Here is a 19,648-nt window from a genome sequence, read left to right as displayed (position 1 = left end):
GTGTTTGGGGGGGGGGGGGGGGGGGCGGCCCCGCCCCGGGGCGGCCCCCCCCCCCGGGACTGGGTGTGGGCAGGGCGCGGGCAGCGTGTGCCGGGTGCGGTTCAGCCGGTGAGCGGGGCCGCCGCGAGCGTGCCGATCAGCCAGGTGAGCGGGCCGAACACGGCGAACAGGCCGAGCGCCCGCAGCCCTGCGGCGCCGCGCAGCAGCGAGGCGGGCGCGCCGAGTGCGAGGAGCGCGGCGGTGGTGTCGGCGCGGGACTGACGGGCCTCGATCGCGGCGGTGGCGAGGGTGAGCAGCGCACACCCGGCGACCAGACCGCCGCCCAGCACCGTGAGCGGACCGATGCGCGGCGCGGGCCCGCCGTACAGGCTGAGGGCCGCGATGCCGGCCGAGGCGACCGCGCAGACCACGCCGAGCGGGCGGCCGATGCGCCGGGACTCCTCCTGCAGCGCGCGCCCCGCGAGCAGCCGGGCGGCGCCGGGCCTGGCCGCCTGCAGGAGCTTCCCGCACAGGTACGTGAGCGCGGGCCCGGCGACGGCGAGGCCGAGCGCGGTGATCGCCCAGCCGCCGAGCACGGCCGCCGACGAGGTGGCGAGGCGGCCCGGCAGCGGGAAGCCGGACGCGCCGGCCTCGCGCGCCGCGTACGTCTCGACCGCGAGGCCGACCGCCATCAGGGCCACACCCCAGGGCAGCCCGGCGGGCTGGGGCGCGGGCGGCGCGGGCTCGTCCCCGGCGGCGGCGCCGACGGGGGTGGTGTCGGCGGGCCCGGCCCCTTCACCGCCCCCGTCGGCGTTGGACCTGGGCCCCTTCGGATCAGCTGCCTGCGAACTCCCCTTCCGCCCAACGGACTTGGCCACCTGAGGCCGCAGAGCGAGCGCGCCCGCGACGGTTCCGGCGACCGGCACGACCAGGAGCAGCGTGCAGACCGCGGCGAGCGGCAACGGCCGTCCCGCGCCGAGGAGTTCGGCCGCCGCGCCGTCCAGGGGGAGGCCGCTGATGTCGCCCCGCAGATGCAGGAAGAACAGCAGCGCCACCATCGAGCCGAGCGTGCAGGAGATCGCCGTGGAGATGGCGGAGAGCAGCATCAGGCGGGCCGGGCCGAGGCCGACGGCGGAGAGCGCGGAGCGCGGCCGGGTCGCCGGGTCGGTACGGGCGACGGCCACCGCGAGGTACACGGTCGCGGCGAGCGGCACGGCGCTCCAGGCGAGCCGCAGCGCGGACGAGTCGGCGGCCCGCGGGTGGCCGAGCGCGTACCCCAGGGCGCACAGCAGCAGGAAGCCGGTGCCGGCGGAGGCGGCGGCGACCGCGAGCCGGCGGAGCAGGACGAGCGGGTGGGCGCCGCGGGCTAGACGGAGAGCGAGCACGCCGCGCCTTCCGCCTGGGCGTCCGCGGGGAGCGGGACGGTGTTGACGAGGCGGCCGTCCAGGAGGCTGACGCTGCGGTCGGCGAAGGCCGCGACGTCGGCGTCGTGGGTGGCGAGGACGACGGTGATGCCGTGCGAGCGGGCCGCCGTGGTGAGGGTGCGCAGGATGTGCGCGCGGTCGGCCCGGTGCAGCGGCGCGGTCGGCTCGTCGGCGAAGAGGACGGTCGGCTGGTTCACCAACGCCCTTGCCACGGCGACGCGTTGGCGCTCGGCGTGGCTGAGTGCGTGCGGGCGCTTGCGGGCGAGGTTGCCGATGTCGAGCCGGTCGAGCCACTCCAGGGCGGCCTTGCGGGCGGCGCGGTTGCCGACGCCGTCCAGCATCAGCGGCAGGGCGGCGTTCTCCCACGCGGTGAGTTCGGGGACGAGGCGCGGCTGCGGGTCGATCCAGCCGAACTTGTCGCGGCGCAGCCGTTCGCGGACCAGGGGGCCCATGGTGTGCACGGGCGTCGAGTTGAACCAGACCTCGCCCTGCTGGGCGACGAGCTGCCCGGAGAGGCACCGCAGCAGGGTCGTCTTGCCGCTGCCCCGCGGGCCGCCGACGGCGAGGATCTCCTGCTCGCGCACGCCGACGGAGACGCCGGTGAGGGCGGGGGTGCCGTTGCGCGAGAAGTGCAGGGTGCGTGCCCACAGCACGTCGTTGTCCGGTGGGGCCACCATGGCGATACACCTCGGTTCGGTTACGAAGGGCGTTGAAGTCGCACGTGGATCAGTGCGGTGCCGTCCCCCGTACGGGGGAACGAGTCACTGGGCCGATCGGTCACAGGAAGTCACAGGAACCGTAGGGACATATCAGGACAGTACGGACAGCACACGGCCCGGGGGCACCCGTTCTCACTCGAACGGGGCACCCGGGCCGTGGGGTGGTGCGCGGTACGCGCGGGTCCTGCAGCTGTGCGGCCATGTTGCTGTCCCACCGCACAGCTGCAGGGGTCTTGCAGCTGTAGTCCTTACAGCTTGGTCCACGCCTCCGTGAGGACGTTGCGCAGGATCTGCTCGATCTCGTCGAACGTCGACTGGTCCGCGATCAGCGGCGGCGCCAGCTGGATGACCGGGTCTCCGCGGTCGTCGGCACGGCAGTACAGGCCGGCGTCGTACAGCGCCTTGGAGAGGAAGCCGTACAGGACGCGCTCGGTCTCCTCCTCGTTGAAGGACTCCTTGGTGGCCTTGTCCTTCACGAGCTCGATGCCGTAGAAGAAGCCGTTGCCGCGGACGTCGCCGACGATCGGCAGGTCGTGCAGCTTGCTGAGCGTGTTGTGGAAGTTGGCCTCGTTGTCCAGGACGTGCTGGTTGAGGCCCTCGCGCTCGAAGATGTCGAAGTTGCTGAGCGCCACGGCCGAGGAGACCGGGTGGCCGCCGAAGGTGTAGCCGTGCAGGAAGGTGTTGTCACCCTTGTAGAACGGCTCCGCCAGGCGGTCGGAGATGATGCAGGCGCCGATCGGGGAGTAGCCCGAGGTCATGCCCTTGGCGCAGGTGATCATGTCCGGGACGTAGCCGAACTTATCGCAGGCGAACATCGTGCCGAGGCGGCCGAAGGCGCAGATCGTCTCGTCCGAGACGAGCAGCACGTCGTACTGGTCGCAGATCTCGCGGACGCGCTGGAAGTAGCCGGGCGGCGGCGGGAAGCAGCCGCCGGCGTTCTGCACCGGCTCCAGGAAGACGGCCGCGACGGTCTCGGGGCCCTCGAAGAGGATCTGCTGCTCGATCTGGTCGGCGGCCCAGCGGCCGAAGGCCTCCGGGTCGTCGCCGTGGATCGGGGCGCGGTAGATGTTGGTGTTCGGCACCTTGTGCGCGCCGGGGACCAGCGGCTCGAAGGGGGCCTTCAGGCCGGGCAGGCCGGTGATGGACAGGGCGCCCTGCGGGGTGCCGTGGTAGGCGACCGCACGCGAGATGACCTTGTACTTGGTGTGCTTGCCCTGCAGCTTGAAGTACTGCTTGGCGAGCTTCCAGGCGGTCTCGACGGCCTCGCCGCCGCCGGTGGTGAAGAAGACCTTGTTGAGGTCGCCCGGCGCGTAGTTCGCGAGGCGCTCGGCGAGCTCCACGGCCTTGGGGTGGGCGTACGACCAGACCGGGAAGAAGGCGAGCTCCTGCGCCTGCTTGTACGCGGTCTCGGCGAGCTCGACGCGGCCGTGGCCGGCGTTGACCACGAACAGGCCGGCGAGGCCGTCGATGTAGCGCTTGCCCTTGTCGTCGTAGATGTTGGTGCCCTCACCCCGGACGATGGTGGGGACGGGGGCGTTCTCGTACGAGGACATGCGGGTGAAGTGCATCCACAGGTGGTCGTACGCGGTTCGGCTGAGGTCCTGGCTCACGGCTATCGGGTTCCCCACATGTAGGTCTGCTTCTTGAGCTTGAGGTAGACGAAGCTCTCGGTGGAGCGCACGCCGGGGAGGGTCCGGATGCGTTTCTGGATCACGTCGAGCAGCTGGTCGTCGTCCTCGCAGACGACCTCGACCATCAGGTCGAAGGATCCAGCGGTGATCACGATGTACTCGACTTCGGGCATGGCCGTCAGGGCTTCCGCCACCGGGTCCGTATCGCCCTCGACGTTGATGCCGACCATCGCCTGCCGCCGGAAGCCCACGGTGAGCGGGTCGGTGACGGCGACGATCTGCATCACGCCTTGGTCGAGCAGTTTCTGGACGCGCTGGCGTACGGCCGCTTCGGACAGGCCCACGGCCTTGCCGATCGCGGCGTACGGGCGGCGCCCGTCCTCCTGCAACTGCTCGATGATGGCGAGGGAGACGGCGTCCACGGAGGGAGAGCCGTTTCCGGTCCTGGGGGAGTCTGCGCTTCGACTGGCCACGTCCTCACTGTGCACGACGTGTCGTCTGTCCCGCAAGTCCAAACCGATGAAATTCGTTGTCTTGCGAGTCTGAGCCCACTGATTTCGTAGTTGTGGGGCGTTGGGTATGTCGAAAGCGTGGGTAGGAACGTTAGGGTAGGCCTGGGTGTCTCACCCCTCGGACATAGCGTTCCGGGCGGGGCGCTCACGACCGACAGATCCGCTCAAGACCAACCCTCTGAGGAGGCCGCAGTGACCACCGAGCTGCGTCGTCTGCGCAACTACATCGACGGAGAGTTCCGGGACGCCGCGGACGGGCGGACCACCGAGGTGGTCAACCCGGCTACCGGCGAGGCGTATGCCACCGCTCCGCTCTCCGCCCAGGCCGACGTCGATGCCGCCATGGCCGCCGCCGAGAAGGCCTTCCCGGCCTGGCGCGACCTCGTGCCCGCCGAGCGCCAGAAGGCACTCCTGAAGATCGCCGACGCCTTCGAGGAGCGCCAGGAGGAGCTCATCGCGGCAGAGTCGGAGAACTGCGGCAAGCCCATCGGGCTGACCCGCACCGAAGAGATCCCGGCGATGATCGACCAGATCCGGTTCTTCGCGGGCGCCGCCCGGATGCTGGAGGGCCGCTCCGCCGGTGAGTACATGGAGGGCCTGACCTCCATCATCCGCCGCGAGCCGATCGGCGTCTGCGCGCAGGTCGCGCCGTGGAACTACCCGATGATGATGGCCGTCTGGAAGTTCGCCCCGGCGCTCGCCGCGGGCAACACGGTCGTCCTCAAGCCCTCGGACACGACCCCCGCGTCGACCGTCCTGATGGCCGAGATCATCGGCGGCATCGTGCCGAAGGGCGTCTTCAACGTCGTCACCGGCGACCGCGAGACCGGCCGCATGATGGTCGAGCACAAGACCCCGGCGATGGCCTCCATCACCGGCTCCGTGCGCGCCGGCATGCAGGTAGCCGAGTCCGCCGCCAAGGACCTCAAGCGGGTCCACCTGGAGCTCGGCGGCAAGGCGCCCGTCGTGGTCTTCGAGGACGCCGACATCGCCGAGGCCGTCGGCGGCATCTCCGAGGCCGGCTTCTTCAACGCCGGCCAGGACTGCACGGCCGCGACCCGCGTCCTCGTCCACGAGTCCATCCACGACGAGTTCGTGACCGCCCTCGCCAAGGCCGCCGCCGACACCAAGACCGGCATGCCCGACGACGAGGACGTCCTGTACGGCCCGCTGAACAACCCGAACCAGCTCGCGCAGGTCGAGGGCTTCATCGACCGGCTGCCCGCGCACGCCAAGGTCGAGGCGGGCGGCCAGCGCGTCGGCGACAAGGGCTACTTCTACGCCCCGACCGTCGTCTCCGGCCTCAAGCAGGACGACGAGATCGTCCAGAACGAGGTCTTCGGCCCGGTCATCACCGTCCAGTCCTTCCGCGACGAGGACCAGGCCGTCGCGTACGCGAACGGCGTCGAGTACGCCCTCGCCTCCTCGGTGTGGACCAAGGACCACGCGCGCGCCATGCGCATGTCCAAGGTCCTCGACTTCGGCTGCGTCTGGATCAACACCCACATCCCGCTGGTCGCGGAGATGCCGCACGGCGGCTTCAAGAAGTCCGGCTACGGCAAGGACCTCTCGGCGTACGGCTTCGACGACTACACGCGCGTGAAGCACGTCATGACGTCGCTCGGCTGAGCGTCGCCGACGTTCTGAACCACGGACGCGGCGGGCGGCGGACAAGGTGTCCATTGCCCGCCGCGTCCGCGTCAAGGCCCGGCATGTACGGTTCCGCGCCCTCGGGGAACGAGGTGCGCCCCATGCCGACCGGCCTGAACACCCTTGTCTCCGCCTGGTGTTCGTACGTTTCGCCGGTGACCTCCTCGATCAGTATCGCGAGGACGAGGTAGTGGATGTTCCCGTGGTGCTGCTCCGCGCCTGCACCGTGCCGTCGAGGAAGGGACGAACCCTGGAGCGACCCCAGCTCAACTCCCGCTGTGCGTGGGGGTGTTGTCCGAAGGCGTTCCCTAAGGGGTGCGGGTCGGGCCGCGGAGGGACGTCAGGACGTCCACGCGGTTCGTGGTCACCGAGTCGACCCCGGCGTCCAGCATCCGGCGCATCGACCGGCGGGTGTCCGGCGTCCACGCGGAGACGAGCAGGCCGTCCTTGTGGATGCGGGCGACCAGCTCCCGACTCAGCAGCCCGAAGCGGTAGTTGAGCCAGCGCGGCCGCACCTCCTCGATCACCGCCGGGCGGACCGGGGCGAGCGTGGACCAGGTCAGCGCGATCTCCGCGGCCGGGTCGGCCTCGCGCACCCGCAGCATGGCCCGCGCGCCCGCGCAGTAGTACACGCGGTCGGCCGCGCCGCAGTCGTGGACGGTGCCGACCACCGTGCGCACCGTCCTCGCCGAGGCGTCGGGCAGGTCGATGAGCAGGCGTCGGTCCGGGGTCGCGGCGAGGGCCTCGGCGAGCGTGGGCACGCCGCCGCCGGTGAGGCCGCGCACCTCCGCCGCGGAGAGCTGCGCGAGCGGACGCTCGTGGCCCCAGAGCCGGCTCAGCGTCTCGTCGTGCAGCAGCACGGGCACGCCGTCGCGCGTCAGGCGTACGTCGATCTCCACGGCGTCGGCGCCCGCGGCGAAGGCGGAGCGCAGTGAGGGCAGGGTGTTCTCGCGGGCCCGGTACGGGTCGCCCCGGTGGGCCACGACGGTGAGGGTCTGCATGCGCCCATTGTCACCAGGCGTGATCACCGGGTCGAGCCGGGAGACCGGTCCGCGATCCCTGAGAGGCCCTCGCGCGCCTTCGCGAGGGCCTCGCGTGCCGTTGCCGGGGCCTCGCGCGTCTTACGGAGCCAGCCAGTTCGCCGTGTACGTGTCGATCTCCGCGGCCAGCTTCGCCTTGCCGCCCTCGTCCAGGAACGACGCGGTCACGGCGTTCTTGGCGAGCTCCGCGAGGCCCCGCTCGTCCAGGTCGAGGAGGCGGGCGGCGACCCCGTACTCGTTGTTGAGGTCCGTGCCGAACATCGGCGGGTCGTCGGAGTTGATCGTGACCTGCACGCCGGCCGCGACCATCTGCTTGATCGGGTGCTGGTCCAGGTCGGGGACCGCGCGGGTCGCGAGGTTGGAGGTGGGGCAGACCTCCAGCGGGATGCGGTGCTCGGCGAGGTGGCGCAGGAGCGCCGGGTCCTGGGCGGAGCTCGTACCGTGCCCGATGCGCTCGGCGCGCAGCTCGACCAGCGCGTCCCAGACGGTCTGCGGCCCGGTGGTCTCGCCCGCGTGCGGCACGCTGCGCAGACCGGCGGCGATCGCCCGGTCGAAGTACGGCTTGAACTGCGGGCGCGGTACGCCGATCTCGGGGCCGCCGAGGCCGAACGAGACCAGGCCCTCCGGGCGCAGCCGGTCGTCGGTGGCGAGCCGGACGGTCTCCTCGGCGGACTCGAGCCCGGCCTCGCCGGGGATGTCGAAGCACCAGCGGAGCACGGTCCCGAACTCGGTCTCGGCGGCCTTGCGGGCATCCTCGATCGCGTCCATGAAAGCCCGCTCGTCGATGCCGCGCCGGGTCGAGCTGAACGGCGTGATCGTCAGCTCCGCGTACCGGATCTGCTGGCGCGCCATGTCACGGGCCACCTCGTACGTGAGCAGCCGGACGTCCTCGGGCGTGCGGATCAGGTCGACCACCGACAGGTACACCTGGACGAAGTGCGCGAAGTCCGTGAACGTGAAGTAGTCCGCGAGCGCCTCCGGGTCGGTGGGAACCTTGGAGTCCGGGTGCATGGCGGCGAGTTCGGCGACGATGCGCGGGGAGGCGGAGCCGACGTGGTGGACGTGCAGCTCGGCCTTGGGCAGGCCTGCGATGAACGCGGGCAGATCTGACATGGAGTTCCTCCCCGGGAACGGCGCCGCTCGAAGGGGCGCGGGTGATCGGCTGATCGGTGGATCGGGGATCATCGTAGGAGGCCGCCCGCCCGGCGGGTCCATGGCCTTAGCATGACCGAACGTACGAATGAGGGGATCGCCCATGTCCGACGAAGCACGGCAGACCCCGGGCGAGCCCGTGTCGCGCGACCCGTGGGCGCCGCCGGCCGCTCAGGCCGCTCCGGCCGATGGGGGAACGCAGCCCGCCGACGCCGCGCCCGAGGTGTCGCTAGGCAAGCCCGAAGTGTCGCTCGACAAGCCTGAAGTGTCGCTCGGCAAGCAGGAGTTCGAGCCGGAAGCGGTGGCGCGAGACCCGTGGGCGCCGCCCGCGGACGACGCCGGGCGCGGGGGTTCGGCGGGTCCGGTGCACGACCAGCGGACCGTCGCTTCGATGCCGGGTGCGGGGCAGGACGTGCCGCCTGCCGCACCCGCTGCGCCGGCTGCCCCCGCTGCACCTGTCGCGCCGGCTGTGCCGGGGTACGGGTATGCGGCGGGTGGTGATGCGGTGCCTCCGCCGCCCGTCTCGCCGGAGGGGCCGGGGCAGCCCGCCTCGCCGTACGCGGCGCCCGCGGGCGCGCACCCCGGCTACCCGGGCTATCCGGGGTACTCCGGCTCCGCCGGGTACGGCTGGGCGCAGATGCCGCCGCAGCCGAGCAACGGGCTCGGCGTCACGGCGATGGTGCTCGGCATCATCTCCGCGGCGATCTTCTGCTTCTGGCCGGTGGCGATCATCCTCGGCATCCTCGCGATCATCTTCGGTGCGCTGGGGCGGGCCAAGGCGGGGCGTGGCGAGGCCACGAACCCTGGGCAGGCGCTGGCGGGGTTGATCTGCGGGATCGTCGGGCTTGTGCTCGGGGTGGTGTTCCTGGTGGTGGTGATCGTCGCTGCCGCGAACGACTCGTCCGACGATCCGAATCCTTATGACGGGATTTCGGCGTCGGCGTCGGCGTCGGCGTCGGCGCCGGTGGGGGGCGTGCGTCAGCTGGGGTGAGTTGTTCCCCACCCCGCCCCTTCCCGAAGTCCTCGCCGGACAGCTCCCGGGGCTCCGCCCCGGACCCCGGCCGGTTCGGGGCTCCGCCCCGGACCCCGGACCCGGTGGTTGTTCGTCTGCTGTGCCGTTGTGGCTGGTCGCGCAGTTCCCCGCGCCCCTGACGGGGCTCCGTCCCGAACCCCGGGCCCCGGCCCCGTCGTTGTTCGTCTGCCGCGCCGTCGTGGCTGGTCGCGCAGTTCCCCGCGCCCCTGACGGGGCTCTGCCCCGAACTCCGGCCCCCGGCCCCGTCGTTGTTCGTCTGCCGCGCCGTTGTGGCTGGTCGCGCAGCTCCCCGCGCCCCTGTAGGGCACCCCGAAATCAGCCCCTCCGGCGTTTGAGGAGCGGGGGTCCGGGGCTGGCCCCCGTAGCCGACGGCAGCCACGCGGCGGCAGCCGCAAATTGACACAGCCGGGAAGGGGCGGGGCGGGGAAGGAACCGGGCCGGAGGCCTCGCTCAGGGGCGTAGGCGCTGTCTGGCCTCCATCAGGGCGAAGCCGAGCAGGTTCGTGCCGCGCCAGCGGGGCGGGTCGTCGGCCCGGGGGTCGTCCGCCGCGAGGCCTATGCCCCAGATGCGGTCCATGGGGCTGGCCTCGACCAGGACTCGCTCGCCCGTGCCGAGCAGGAACTCCCGCAAGGCCTCGTCGGCGGCGAACTTGTGGACGCTGCCCTCGACGACGATGCCGAACCGCTCGCGCTCCCACCGCTGTTCGTCGAAACCACGGACCAGGCGCCCCGCCTTCTTGGCCGCCGCGGGCGACGTCGCCGCGAGCGCCTTCCGCTCCGCCTCCGCGTCGTCGAAGAGGCGGGCCTTCTCGGCCATCATCCAGTGCTCCGCCGTGGCGTACCGCACGCCGTCCACAGTGAACGGCGCCGGCCACCACTGGCTGAGGCAACTCGCGCCTATGCGGCCGTCCTTGCGCGGTGCGTGACCCCAGAAGTGCAGGAACTTCACGCGCTCGCCGCGCGCGATGCGTTCCGTCAGCCGGGTCAGCGGTTCGGTCTCGTCCAGGTGCTGGGCGTTCAAGTGCGGATCGTCCAAGTGCGGATCGTCCAAGTGCGGATCGTCCAAGTGCTGCGCGTTCCCCTCGTTCATACATGCGAGTGTGTCAGGCGCCACTGACAATCCGTCCTCGGATTTTCGAGGCGGCTCGACACCTGGTCGACCGATTCCGTCGCGTAACCAAACAGAAACAACGGAATCCCTTGGCGAGGAGTCCCCCCTCTGTCAGGATCAGCAGTCAATTCGAGCTGGAGCTACGGAAGAGCGCGTGATGGGCCACATCAGCAACAGCGAAACGAACTCCACCCCCCAGGCCACCCCCCAGGCCGATACTCAGGCAGCCCCCCTCTCCACCCCCTTCCCCGCACGGGACCGCTTCGCGGACGGTGCGCAGTACATCGCCGGGCGGCTCGCCCCCGGCTCCTCGGGCCGCAGGCACGCCGTCGTCGACCCGGCCACGGGCACGGAGGCGTACGACTACGAACTCGCCGGCACGGCCGACGTGGACGCCGCCGTCGCCGCGGCCGCCGAGGCCTTCCCCGGCTGGTCGGGCGCCACCCCCGGCGAGCGCTCCGACGCCCTGCACCGCTTCGCGGGCGTCCTGGCCGCGCGGGCCGAGGAGTTCGCACAGGCCGAGTCGCTGCAGTGCGGCAAGCCGATCAAGCTCAGCCGGGAGTTCGACGTCCCGGGCAGCATCGACAACACCGCGTTCTTCGCAGGCGCGGCCCGGCATCTGCAGGGGCAGTCCGCGGGGGAGTACTCCGCCGACCACACCTCGTACGTACGCCGGGAGCCGATCGGTGTCGTCGGCTCCATCGCGCCCTGGAACTACCCGCTCCAGATGGCCGCCTGGAAGGTGCTCCCGGCGATCGCCGCGGGCAACACGATCGTCCTGAAGCCCGCCGAACTCACCCCGCTCACCTCGCTGTTGTTCGCCGAGGCCGCCACGGAGGCGGGCATTCCGGACGGGGTCGTGAATATCGTCAGCGGGGCCGGACGGGACGCCGGTGAGCATCTCGTCGGGCACCCGGACGTCGCCATGACCTCCTTCACCGGGTCGACCGCGGTCGGCAAGCGCGTCGCCGAGATCGCCACGAGCACCGTCAAGCGGCTGCACCTCGAACTCGGCGGCAAGGCCCCGTTCGTGGTCTTCGACGACGCCGACCTGGAGGCCGCCGTGCACGGCGCGGTCGCCGGGGCGCTGATCAACACCGGCCAGGACTGCACCGCCGCGACCCGCGCGTACGTCCAACGGCCGCTGTACGACGCCTTCGTGAGCGGAGTCGCCGACCTGATGGCGACCGTGCGGCTCGGCGACCCCTTCGACGAGTCCACCGACCTCGGCCCGCTGATCTCGCACGCCCAGCGCGACCGTGTCGCCGCCTTCGTCGACCGGGCCCGCGGCTACGCCCGGATCGTCACCGGTGGCGAGGCCCCCAAGAACAACGGCCTCGCCGAGGGCGCGTACTACCGGCCGACCCTGATCGCCGACGCCGCGCAGGACAGCGAGATCGTGCAGGCCGAGATCTTCGGGCCCGTCCTCGTCGTGCTGCCCTTCGACTCCGACGACGAGGGCATCCGGCTCGCCAACGACACCCCCTACGGACTCGCCGCCTCCGCCTGGACCCGGGACGTGTTCCGGGCCGGGCTCGCCACCCGCGCCATCAAGGCGGGCTGCGTGTGGGTCAACGACCACATCCCGATCCTCAGCGAGATGCCGCACGGCGGCTACAAGGCCTCCGGCTTCGGAAAGGACATGTCCGCCTACTCCTTCGAGGAGTACACGCAGATCAAGCACGTGATGTACGACAACACCGCGGTCGCCAGGAAGGACTGGCACCGCACCGTCTTCGGGGACCGCGCCTAGGCGGTGCTGCGGAGGCCCCGCCCAGCACCCCCACCGCGCCCCTTCCCGCGCGGCGGCCGGCATCCCCCACCGGCCGCCGCGCCCTCCCGTCAGGCCAGCCATCGCCGAAAGGGCACCCACACGCATGGAGCAGTACGAGCCCGACAGCCTGTCCAAGGCCCAACTGGCCGCTATGCGGCGCAGCATGAGGAACGGAAGGTCGGCCCTCACCCGGCGCGGCCTGCTGCGTGCCGGCGGTGGCGGCGCGCTCACCCTCGGCGGCCTCGGCGCCCTCTCCGGCTGCGGCATCCCGCCCGCGGCGCAGAGCCAGGGCGGCGCGAGCGCCGAGGACTTCTCGGACAAGGAGAAGCGCGTCAACTTCTCCAACTGGACCGAGTACATGGACGTCGCCGAGGACGACAAGAACCGCCGTCCCACCCTTGAGGCGTTCACCAAGAGGACCGGCATCAAGGTCGAGTACGCCGAGGACGTCAACGACAACAACGAGTTCTTCGGCAAGATCAAGCCGCAGCTCGCCGCCGGCCAGGACACCGGCCGCGACCTGATCTGCGTCACCGACTGGCTCGCCGCCCGCCTGGTCCGCTTCGGCTGGGCGCAGAAGCTCGACGTCGCCAACCTGCCCCACGCGTACGCCAATCTGGCCCCGCAGTTCCGCGACGTGGAGTGGGACCCGGGCCGGGCCTACACCTACCCGTGGGCCGGCATCGCCGTGGTCGTCGCGTACAACACGAAGGCCACCGGCGGCCGCGAGGTCACCTCGGTCTCCCAGCTGCTCGACGACCCCAAGCTCAAGGGGAAGGTCGGCATCCTCTCCGAGATGCGCGACACCATGGGCATGACGATGCTCGACATGGGCAAGGACCCGGAGAAGTTCACCACGGACGACTTCGACGCGGCCGCCGCCCGCCTGCAGAAGGCCGTCGACAAACGGCAGATCCGCCGCTTCACCGGCAACGACTACACCTCCGACCTGACCAAGGGCGACCTCGCCGCCTGCCTCGCCTGGGCCGGAGACGTCGTACAGCTCCAGGCCGACAACCCGGACGTGAAGTTCCACATCCCCGACAGCGGCTACATCACCGGCACCGACGTGCTCCTCGTGCCCAACAAGGCGCGGCACAAGGAGAACGCGGAGCGGCTGATCGACCACTACTACCAGCCGGAGATCGCCGCCGAGCTCGCCGCGTGGATCAACTACGTCTGCCCGGTCGCCGGGGTGAAGGAAGAGCTCGCCAAGATCTCCGAGGAGGCGGCGAACGACCCGCTGATCGTCCCGGACAAGGAGATGTCCGAGAAGTCGAACAATTTCCGTGCGCTCACTCCCAAGGAGGAGACCGCGTACGAGGCCAAGTTCGCCAAGCTCACCGGCGCGTGACCCCCCCTCGACGGCCGGCCCTGCAACTCTTCGACTTTCTCCGGTAGGAAACATGACTGACGACACGACGCGCGGCGACGTCCGCCTCTCCGGCATCGGCAAGACCTACGGCTCGTTCACGGCCGTGCACCCGCTCGACCTGACCATCCCCGAAGGCTCGTTCTTCGCCCTGCTCGGCGCCTCCGGCTGCGGCAAGACCACAACGCTCCGCATGATCGCGGGACTTGAGGACCCGACCACCGGCACGGTCCACCTCGGCGAGCAGGACGTCACCGGGCTGCCCCCGTACAAGCGCCCGGTGAACACCGTCTTCCAGTCGTACGCGCTCTTCCCGCACCTCGACATCTACGAGAACGTCGCCTTCGGCCTGCGCCGGCGCGGCGTCAAGTCGGTGAAGAAGCAGGTCGGCGAGATGCTCGACCTGGTGCAGCTCGGCGACAAGGCGAAGCACAAGCCGCACCAGCTCTCCGGCGGCCAGCAGCAGCGCGTCGCCGTGGCCCGCGCCCTGATCAACCACCCGCGCGTGCTGCTCCTCGACGAGCCGCTCGGCGCCCTCGACCTCAAGCTGCGCCGCCAGATGCAGCTGGAGCTGAAGCGCATCCAGACCGAGGTCGGCATCACCTTCGTGCACGTCACGCACGACCAGGAGGAGGCCATGACGATGGCCGACCAGGTCGCCGTGATGAACGCGGGCCGGGTCGAGCAACTGGGCGCGCCCGCCGACCTGTACGAGAACCCGCAGACCACGTTCGTCGCCAACTTCCTCGGCAGCTCCAACCTCATCGAGGCCGAGATCGCCGCATCGAGCGGCGGCACGCTCGCGCTCAAGGCGGGCGACGGAAAGCTGTCCCTGCCGGCCGCGCGCTGTTCCGCGCCGACCGGCACCGGCGACAAGGTCCTGGTCGGTATCCGCCCGGAGAAGATCTCCCTCGCGCACGCCGACGACGCGAGGGAGATCACCGAGGGCCGCAACCGCCTCACCGGCCGCGTGGCAGCCACCAGCTTCATCGGAGTCTCCACGCAGTACGTCATCGACTCCCCGGTCTGCGAGGGCCTGGAGGTGTACGTGCAGAACGTCGAGCGCGACGGGCGGCTCGCCCCCGGCGCCGAGGTCGTCCTGCACTGGAACCCGGACCACACCTTCGGCCTGGACGCGGCGCAGGACATCGACGCGGGCGTGGAGACGGTCGAGACGGACGCGGCCGAAGGGGCCGCCGCATGACGACGCTCACCGAGGCGCCACCCGCCGCCCCTGAACCGGAGACCCCGGCCCCGCGCAGGCAGCGCCGCAAGCTCACCCCGTACTGGCTGCTGCTCCCCGGCATCCTGTGGCTGCTCGTCTTCTTCGCGCTGCCGATGGTCTACCAGGCCTCGACCTCCGTGCAGACGGGGTCACTCGAGGCCGGGTACAAGGTCACCTGGCACTTCGCGACCTACTGGAACGCGCTCGCCGAGTACTGGCCGCAGTTCCTCACGTCGATCCTGTACGCGGGGCTCGCCACGATCTTCTGCCTGCTGCTCGGCTACCCGCTCGCGTATCTGATCGCGTTCCGCGCGGGCCGCTGGCGCAACCTGGTCCTGATCCTGGTGATCGCGCCGTTCTTCACCAGCTTCCTGATCCGCACCCTCGCCTGGAAGACGATCCTCGCCGACGGCGGCCCGGTCGTCGGCATCCTCAACTCGCTGCACGTCCTGGACGTCACCAGCTGGCTCGGCATGACCGAGGGCGACCGCATCCTCGCCACCCCGCTCGCCGTGGTCTGCGGACTCACGTACAACTTCTTGCCGTTCATGGTGCTTCCGCTCTACACCTCCCTGGAGCGGATCGACCCGCGCCTGCACGAGGCGGCCGGCGATCTGTACGCCAAGCCCGCCACCACGTTCCGGCGGGTCACGTTCCCGCTGTCCATGCCGGGCGTCGTCTCGGGCACGCTGCTCACCTTCATCCCGGCGAGCGGCGACTACGTCAACGCCCAACTCCTCGGCTCCACCAGCGAGAAGATGGTCGGCAACGTCATCCAGTCGCAGTTCCTCACCGTCCTCGACTATCCGACGGCGGCCGCGCTCTCCTTCATCCTCATGGCGGCGATCCTCCTGATGGTCACCTTCTACATCCGCAAGTCCGGGACGGAGGACCTGGTCTGATGGCTGCAATCACCTGGATACGGCGCCATCTCGTCGTCCTCGCGGGACTGTTGACGCTCGGCTTCCTGATCCTGCCGAACCTCGTCGTCCTGGTCTTCTCCTTCAACAAGCCCAAGGGCCGCTTCAACTACTCCTGGCAGGAGTTCGACACCCACGCCTGGCAGGACCCGTGCGGCGTGGCCGACCTGTGCGGCTCGCTCGCGCTGTCGCTGCAGATCGCCCTGTGGGCCACGATCGGCGCGACCGTGCTCGGCACGCTGATCGCCTTCGCCCTGGTCCGCTACCGCTTCCGGGCACGCGGCGCGATCAACTCGCTGATCTTCCTGCCGATGGCCATGCCCGAGGTCGTCATGGCCGCCTCGCTGCTCACGCTCTTCCTCAACATGGGCGCGCAGCTGGGCTTCTGGACCATCCTCATCGCGCACATCATGTTCTGCCTGAGCTTCGTCGTGACGGCGGTCAAGGCCCGCGTGATGTCGATGGACCCGCGCCTGGAGGAGGCCGCCCGCGACCTGTACGCGGGACCCGTGCAGACCTTCGTACGGGTGACGCTGCCGATCGCCGCGCCCGGTATCGCGGCGGGTGCGCTGCTCGCCTTCGCGCTCTCCTTCGACGACTTCATCATCACCAACTTCACCGCCGGCTCGACCGTGACCTTCCCGATGTTCGTCTGGGGCTCGGCGCAGCGCGGCACCCCCGTGCAGATCAACGTCATCGGCACGGCGATGTTCGCCGTGGCCGTGACCTGCGTCCTCGTCGGCATGCTCCTCGGCAACCGGCGCACACAGAAATCCGCGTAAGTCTCTTATTCCTCAAGGGAGTTGGAAGCCATGGCCCCAAGTGCCATGAGCAGTGCAGAAGTCCTGGACACCCTCGCGGGCGTCAAGCCGGCCCCGTACTGGCTGGACGACCCCGCGAGGCCGGCGGCCCAGCCGGCCCTGACCGGCGGCGAGCGGTGCGAGCTGCTCGTCGTCGGCGGCGGCTACAGCGGACTGTGGACCGCGCTCCTCGCCAAGGAACGCGACCCCGACCGCGAGGTCGTCCTGATCGAGGCCCGCGAGGCGGGCTGGGCCGCGTCCGGCCGCAACGGCGGCTTCTGCGCCGCTTCCCTCACCCACGGCTTCGGCAACGGACTGGCCCGCTGGCCCGGCGAGTTGCCGAAGCTGGAGAAGCTCGGGGCCCGCAACCTCGACGAGATCGAGGCGGCGCTCGCCCGCCACGGCATCGACTGCGACTTCGAGCGCACCGGCGAGATCGACGTCGCCACCGCACCCCACCAGGTCGAGGAGCTCACCGAGCTGTACGGCGAGATGAGCCGACTCGGCCTCGCCGACGGCGTGGAGCTCCTCGACCGGGACGCGGTGCGCGAGCAGGTCGACTCGCCGACCTTCCACGGCGGCCTGCACGACCGGCGCGGCGTCGCCATGCTGAACCCGGCCAAGCTGGCCTGGGGCCTCAAGTCCGCCTGCCTGCGCCTGGGCGTGCGCGTGTACGAGAACACCCCGGCCACCGCCCTGGTCGCGAACGGCACGGGCATGGCCGTGCGCACCCCGTACGGCAAGGTCCTCGCCCGACGTGTCGCGCTCGCCACGAACGTCTTCCCGTCCCTGGTCAAGCGCGTCCGCCCGCTCACCGTCCCGGTCTACGACTACGTCCTGACCACCGAGCCGCTCAACCAGGAGCAGCTCGCCGCGGTCGGCTGGAAGAACCGCCAGGGCCTCGGCGACTCGGCCAACCAGTTCCACTACTTCCGGCTCACCGCCGACCAGCGCATCCTGTGGGGCGGCTACGACGCGATCTACCCGTACGGCGGGAAGCTCAGCGCCGAACTCGACCACAGGCCCGAGACGTACGCCCGGCTCGCGGGCCACTTCTTCGACTGCTTCCCGCAGTTGGCGGGCGTGCGCTTCAGCCATGCCTGGGGCGGCGCCATTGACACGTGTTCACGGTTCTCGGCGTTCTTCGGCACGGCGCACAAGGGGCGGGTGGCGTACGCGGCCGGCTACACCGGGCTCGGCGTGGGCGCGACGCGGTTCGGCGCGGACGTGATGCTCGACCTGCTCGCGGGCGAGCGCACCGAGCGGACCTCCCTGGAGATGGTGCGTACGAAGCCGCTGCCGTTCCCGCCGGAGCCGTTCGCCTGGGCGGGGATCGGGCTCACGAAGTGGTCCCTTGCCCGTGCGGACAGCCACGCGGGGCACCGCAATCTGTGGCTGCGCACCATGGACCGACTGGGCCTCGGCTTCGACAGCTGACTCTGGAGCTCGCTGCCGTCTCGCCATCGCCGCGTGGAAACGCCCAGGTCAGGGCCGTTTCCCGCGGCGGTTCCGGTTTTTGTCAACTAATTTTCAAAACCCGCGTAATGGCGGCGGCTGAACGGCCTCTCTCTCGTGAACGCATCGCGCGCGAACGAAAGGGAGGCCCTGCCATGACTGGTGCGGGGGCGAAGTCGGCAGTGGAGTGGCTGGTCTCGGTGGCTCCGAACCCGGAGGCGTGCCGCTGGGAGTGGGAGCGCAACCCCCTCGGGGTGGCGCTGCTTCCGGCGGGCAAGCTCTGGGACGTGCTGATCCTGCCGGGGGAGCTCGGCTATCCGACCCTCGACGTGCTGAACCGTTGCATCGACCGGCCGGGCCCGGTGCTGGCCGACTTCGGCGACTCCCGGATGGGCTTCTTCGTGCCCGAGGGCACGGTGAGCCGCTGGATCGGCACGGGGGTGCGCGGCGCGGGCCACGGCACCTGGATCGTCGTGCCGTATCCGGGCCGGGCGACCGGCGGGGTGCGCTGGCTGGTCCCACCGGACGGCTCGGGCACGCTCAACGACCCGGCGCTGCTCGAACTGGCCATGCACGAGGCGGCGGCGCAGCTGGCGAGAGGCGGCGACCGGAACTCTTGACAAGTTGATTGGTCTGGACCAAATTGTGCGGCGCTCCACCGCTTCGGATGCCCCTCCAAATCCCCCCTGTACGGAGGCAGTTGTGGACCGCTCCCGATCGCACGCCCGATCCCGCTTACGCGCGGCGCTCCTCGCCGTGTGCGCGGCCGTGGCCCTGGCCGCGGCCGGACTGACGACGACGCTGGCCGCCCGCGCGGCCGTTGCGCCGCAGGCGGCGCTGCCCGAGCATGCCCTCGTCGGCTATCTGCACGCGAGCTTCGCCAACGGCTCGGGCTACACGCGCCTGGCCGACGTGCCCGACAGCTGGGACGTCATCGACCTGGCCTTCGGCGAACCCACCTCGCCCACTTCGGGCGACATCCGCTTCGAGCTGTGCCCGCAGAGCGAGTGCCCGAACGTGGAGAGCGAGGACGAGTTCAAGGCCGCGATCAAGGCCAAGCAGGCGGCGGGCAAGAAGGTCCTGATCTCCATCGGCGGCCAGAACGGCCAGGTGCGGCTGACCACCACCGCGGCCCGCGACGCGTTCGTCTCCTCGGTCTCCGCGATCATCGACGAGTACGGCCTGGACGGCCTGGACATCGACTTCGAGGGCCACTCCCTCTCCCTCGACGCCGACGACACCGACTTCAAGAACCCGAAGTCCGCGGTGATCGTCAACCTGATCTCCGCCGTGAAGACCCTCAAGTCCCGGTACGGGGACGGCTTCACGCTCACCATGGCCCCGGAGACGTTCTTCGTGCAGCTGGGCCACCAGTACTACGGCACCGGCGAGTGGGGCGGCCAGGACCCGCGGGCGGGCGCGTACCTGCCGGTGATCCACGCCCTGCGGGACGAGCTGACGCTGCTGCACGTCCAGGACTACAACTCCGGGCCGATCATGGGGCTCGACGGCCAGTACCACTCCATGGGCGGCGCCGACTTCCACATCGCCATGACGGACATGCTGCTCACCGGGTTCCCCGTCGCGGGCGACCCGGCGAACGTGTTCCCCGCGCTGCCGCCGGAGAAGGTCGCCATCGGCATGCCGGCCTCCGTCAACGCGGGCAACGGCCATGTCTCCACGGCCGAGGTGAACAACGCCCTCGACTGCCTGACGAAGGGCGGCAGTTGCGGCTCGTACCGGCCCCACGGCGCCTGGCCGCAGCTGCGCGGACTGATGACCTGGTCGATCAACTGGGACCGGCACAACAACGAGGAGTTCTCGAAGAACTTCGAGGCGTACTTCGGCTGAG

At 70.7% G+C, this 19,648-nt stretch carries 16 protein-coding genes and 2 pseudogenes; 10 read left to right on the top strand and 8 right to left on the bottom strand.

What is annotated here, in order from left to right; genetic code table 11:
• Positions 1-101: 101 nt before the first annotated feature.
• From QIS96_RS26000 to QIS96_RS25985, 4 genes are all read right to left on the bottom strand, one after another.
• Positions 102-1,364 carry a hypothetical protein gene (locus tag QIS96_RS26000; protein ID WP_282545169.1) on the bottom strand — a complete coding sequence of 421 codons (1,263 nt, stop codon included), beginning with the start codon at positions 1,362-1,364 and terminating at the stop codon, positions 102-104.
• Positions 1,346-2,080 (bottom strand): ABC transporter ATP-binding protein, encoded by a 735-nt coding sequence (locus QIS96_RS25995; RefSeq protein WP_282545168.1) that lies wholly within the window; start codon positions 2,078-2,080, stop codon positions 1,346-1,348. Before QIS96_RS25995 ends, QIS96_RS26000 begins: the two co-directional genes overlap by 19 nt.
• A 290-nt stretch (positions 2,081-2,370) precedes the next feature.
• Positions 2,371-3,750 carry an aspartate aminotransferase family protein gene (locus tag QIS96_RS25990; RefSeq protein ID WP_282545167.1) on the bottom strand — a complete coding sequence of 460 codons (1,380 nt, stop codon included), beginning with the start codon at positions 3,748-3,750 and terminating at the stop codon, positions 2,371-2,373.
• On the bottom strand, positions 3,735-4,226 hold the full coding sequence (locus QIS96_RS25985; RefSeq protein WP_282514828.1) for an Lrp/AsnC family transcriptional regulator: 492 nt from the start codon (positions 4,224-4,226) through the stop codon (positions 3,735-3,737). Before QIS96_RS25985 ends, QIS96_RS25990 begins: the two co-directional genes overlap by 16 nt.
• A 231-nt stretch (positions 4,227-4,457) precedes the next feature.
• On the opposite strand from QIS96_RS25985, the gene QIS96_RS25980 reads away from it, so the two are divergent.
• Entirely contained in the window at positions 4,458-5,894 is a 1,437-nt protein-coding gene (locus tag QIS96_RS25980) for a gamma-aminobutyraldehyde dehydrogenase (protein WP_282545166.1), read from the top strand.
• Here the strand turns inward: QIS96_RS25980 and QIS96_RS25975 are convergent.
• The 3 genes and pseudogenes from QIS96_RS25975 to QIS96_RS25965 form a co-directional block, all read right to left on the bottom strand.
• Positions 5,875-6,180: a serine hydrolase gene (locus tag QIS96_RS25975; RefSeq protein ID WP_408907254.1), complete on the bottom strand. Its 306-nt coding sequence runs from the start codon at positions 6,178-6,180 to the stop codon at positions 5,875-5,877. The two genes, QIS96_RS25980 and QIS96_RS25975, sit on opposite strands and share 20 nt — an antisense overlap.
• A gap of 43 nt (positions 6,181-6,223) precedes the next feature.
• Positions 6,224-6,916, bottom strand: coding sequence for a glycerophosphodiester phosphodiesterase (locus QIS96_RS25970; RefSeq protein ID WP_282545165.1), 693 nt, complete (start codon positions 6,914-6,916; stop codon positions 6,224-6,226).
• 120 nt (positions 6,917-7,036) lie between these two features.
• Positions 7,037-8,114, bottom strand: a pseudogene (locus tag QIS96_RS25965) (adenosine deaminase).
• Between the two features lie 96 nt (positions 8,115-8,210).
• Between QIS96_RS25965 and QIS96_RS25960 the strand changes: the two are divergent.
• Positions 8,211-9,098 (top strand): DUF4190 domain-containing protein, encoded by an 888-nt coding sequence (locus QIS96_RS25960; RefSeq protein WP_282545163.1) that lies wholly within the window; start codon positions 8,211-8,213, stop codon positions 9,096-9,098.
• 492 nt (positions 9,099-9,590) lie between these two features.
• Here the strand turns inward: QIS96_RS25960 and QIS96_RS25955 are convergent, their stop codons facing one another.
• Positions 9,591-10,229 carry an NADAR family protein gene (locus QIS96_RS25955; RefSeq protein ID WP_282545162.1) on the bottom strand — a complete coding sequence of 213 codons (639 nt, stop codon included), beginning with the start codon at positions 10,227-10,229 and terminating at the stop codon, positions 9,591-9,593.
• Positions 10,230-10,407: 178 nt separating this feature from the next.
• Here QIS96_RS25955 and QIS96_RS25950 point away from each other — a divergent pair, with 178 nt between their 5' ends.
• The 8 genes and pseudogenes from QIS96_RS25950 to QIS96_RS25915 form a co-directional block, all read left to right on the top strand.
• The gene (locus QIS96_RS25950; protein WP_282545161.1) at positions 10,408-12,003 is read left to right on the top strand and encodes a gamma-aminobutyraldehyde dehydrogenase; all 1,596 of its coding nucleotides are present in this window, start codon (positions 10,408-10,410) and stop codon (positions 12,001-12,003) included.
• 124 nt (positions 12,004-12,127) lie between these two features.
• Positions 12,128-13,378 (top strand): polyamine ABC transporter substrate-binding protein, encoded by a 1,251-nt coding sequence (locus QIS96_RS25945; protein WP_282545160.1) that lies wholly within the window; start codon positions 12,128-12,130, stop codon positions 13,376-13,378.
• 52 nt (positions 13,379-13,430) lie between these two features.
• A complete protein-coding gene (locus QIS96_RS25940; protein WP_282545159.1) occupies positions 13,431-14,600 on the top strand; it encodes an ABC transporter ATP-binding protein in 1,170 nt (389 codons plus the stop codon).
• Entirely contained in the window at positions 14,597-15,523 is a 927-nt protein-coding gene (locus tag QIS96_RS25935; RefSeq protein ID WP_282545158.1) for an ABC transporter permease, read from the top strand. The genes QIS96_RS25940 and QIS96_RS25935 overlap by 4 nt, the downstream gene beginning before the upstream one ends.
• Positions 15,523-16,323: an ABC transporter permease gene (locus QIS96_RS25930; RefSeq protein WP_282545157.1), complete on the top strand. Its 801-nt coding sequence runs from the start codon at positions 15,523-15,525 to the stop codon at positions 16,321-16,323. Before QIS96_RS25935 ends, QIS96_RS25930 begins: the two co-directional genes overlap by 1 nt.
• A 30-nt stretch (positions 16,324-16,353) precedes the next feature.
• Positions 16,354-17,778, top strand: coding sequence for an NAD(P)/FAD-dependent oxidoreductase (locus QIS96_RS25925; protein WP_282545156.1), 1,425 nt, complete (start codon positions 16,354-16,356; stop codon positions 17,776-17,778).
• Between the two features lie 173 nt (positions 17,779-17,951).
• Positions 17,952-18,416: a hypothetical protein gene (locus QIS96_RS25920; RefSeq protein ID WP_282545155.1), complete on the top strand. Its 465-nt coding sequence runs from the start codon at positions 17,952-17,954 to the stop codon at positions 18,414-18,416.
• A 217-nt stretch (positions 18,417-18,633) separates the two neighbouring features.
• Positions 18,634-19,647, top strand: a pseudogene (locus tag QIS96_RS25915) (chitinase); the annotation flags it as partial.
• Position 19,648: the final 1 nt, after the last annotated feature.

Source organism: Streptomyces cavernicola (assembly GCF_029968035.1).
Classification (GTDB): Bacteria; Actinomycetota; Actinomycetes; order Streptomycetales; family Streptomycetaceae; genus Streptomyces; species Streptomyces cavernicola.
The sequence above is the reverse complement of the archived record's forward strand: the minus strand, read 5'-3'. Positions and strand labels throughout refer to the sequence as shown.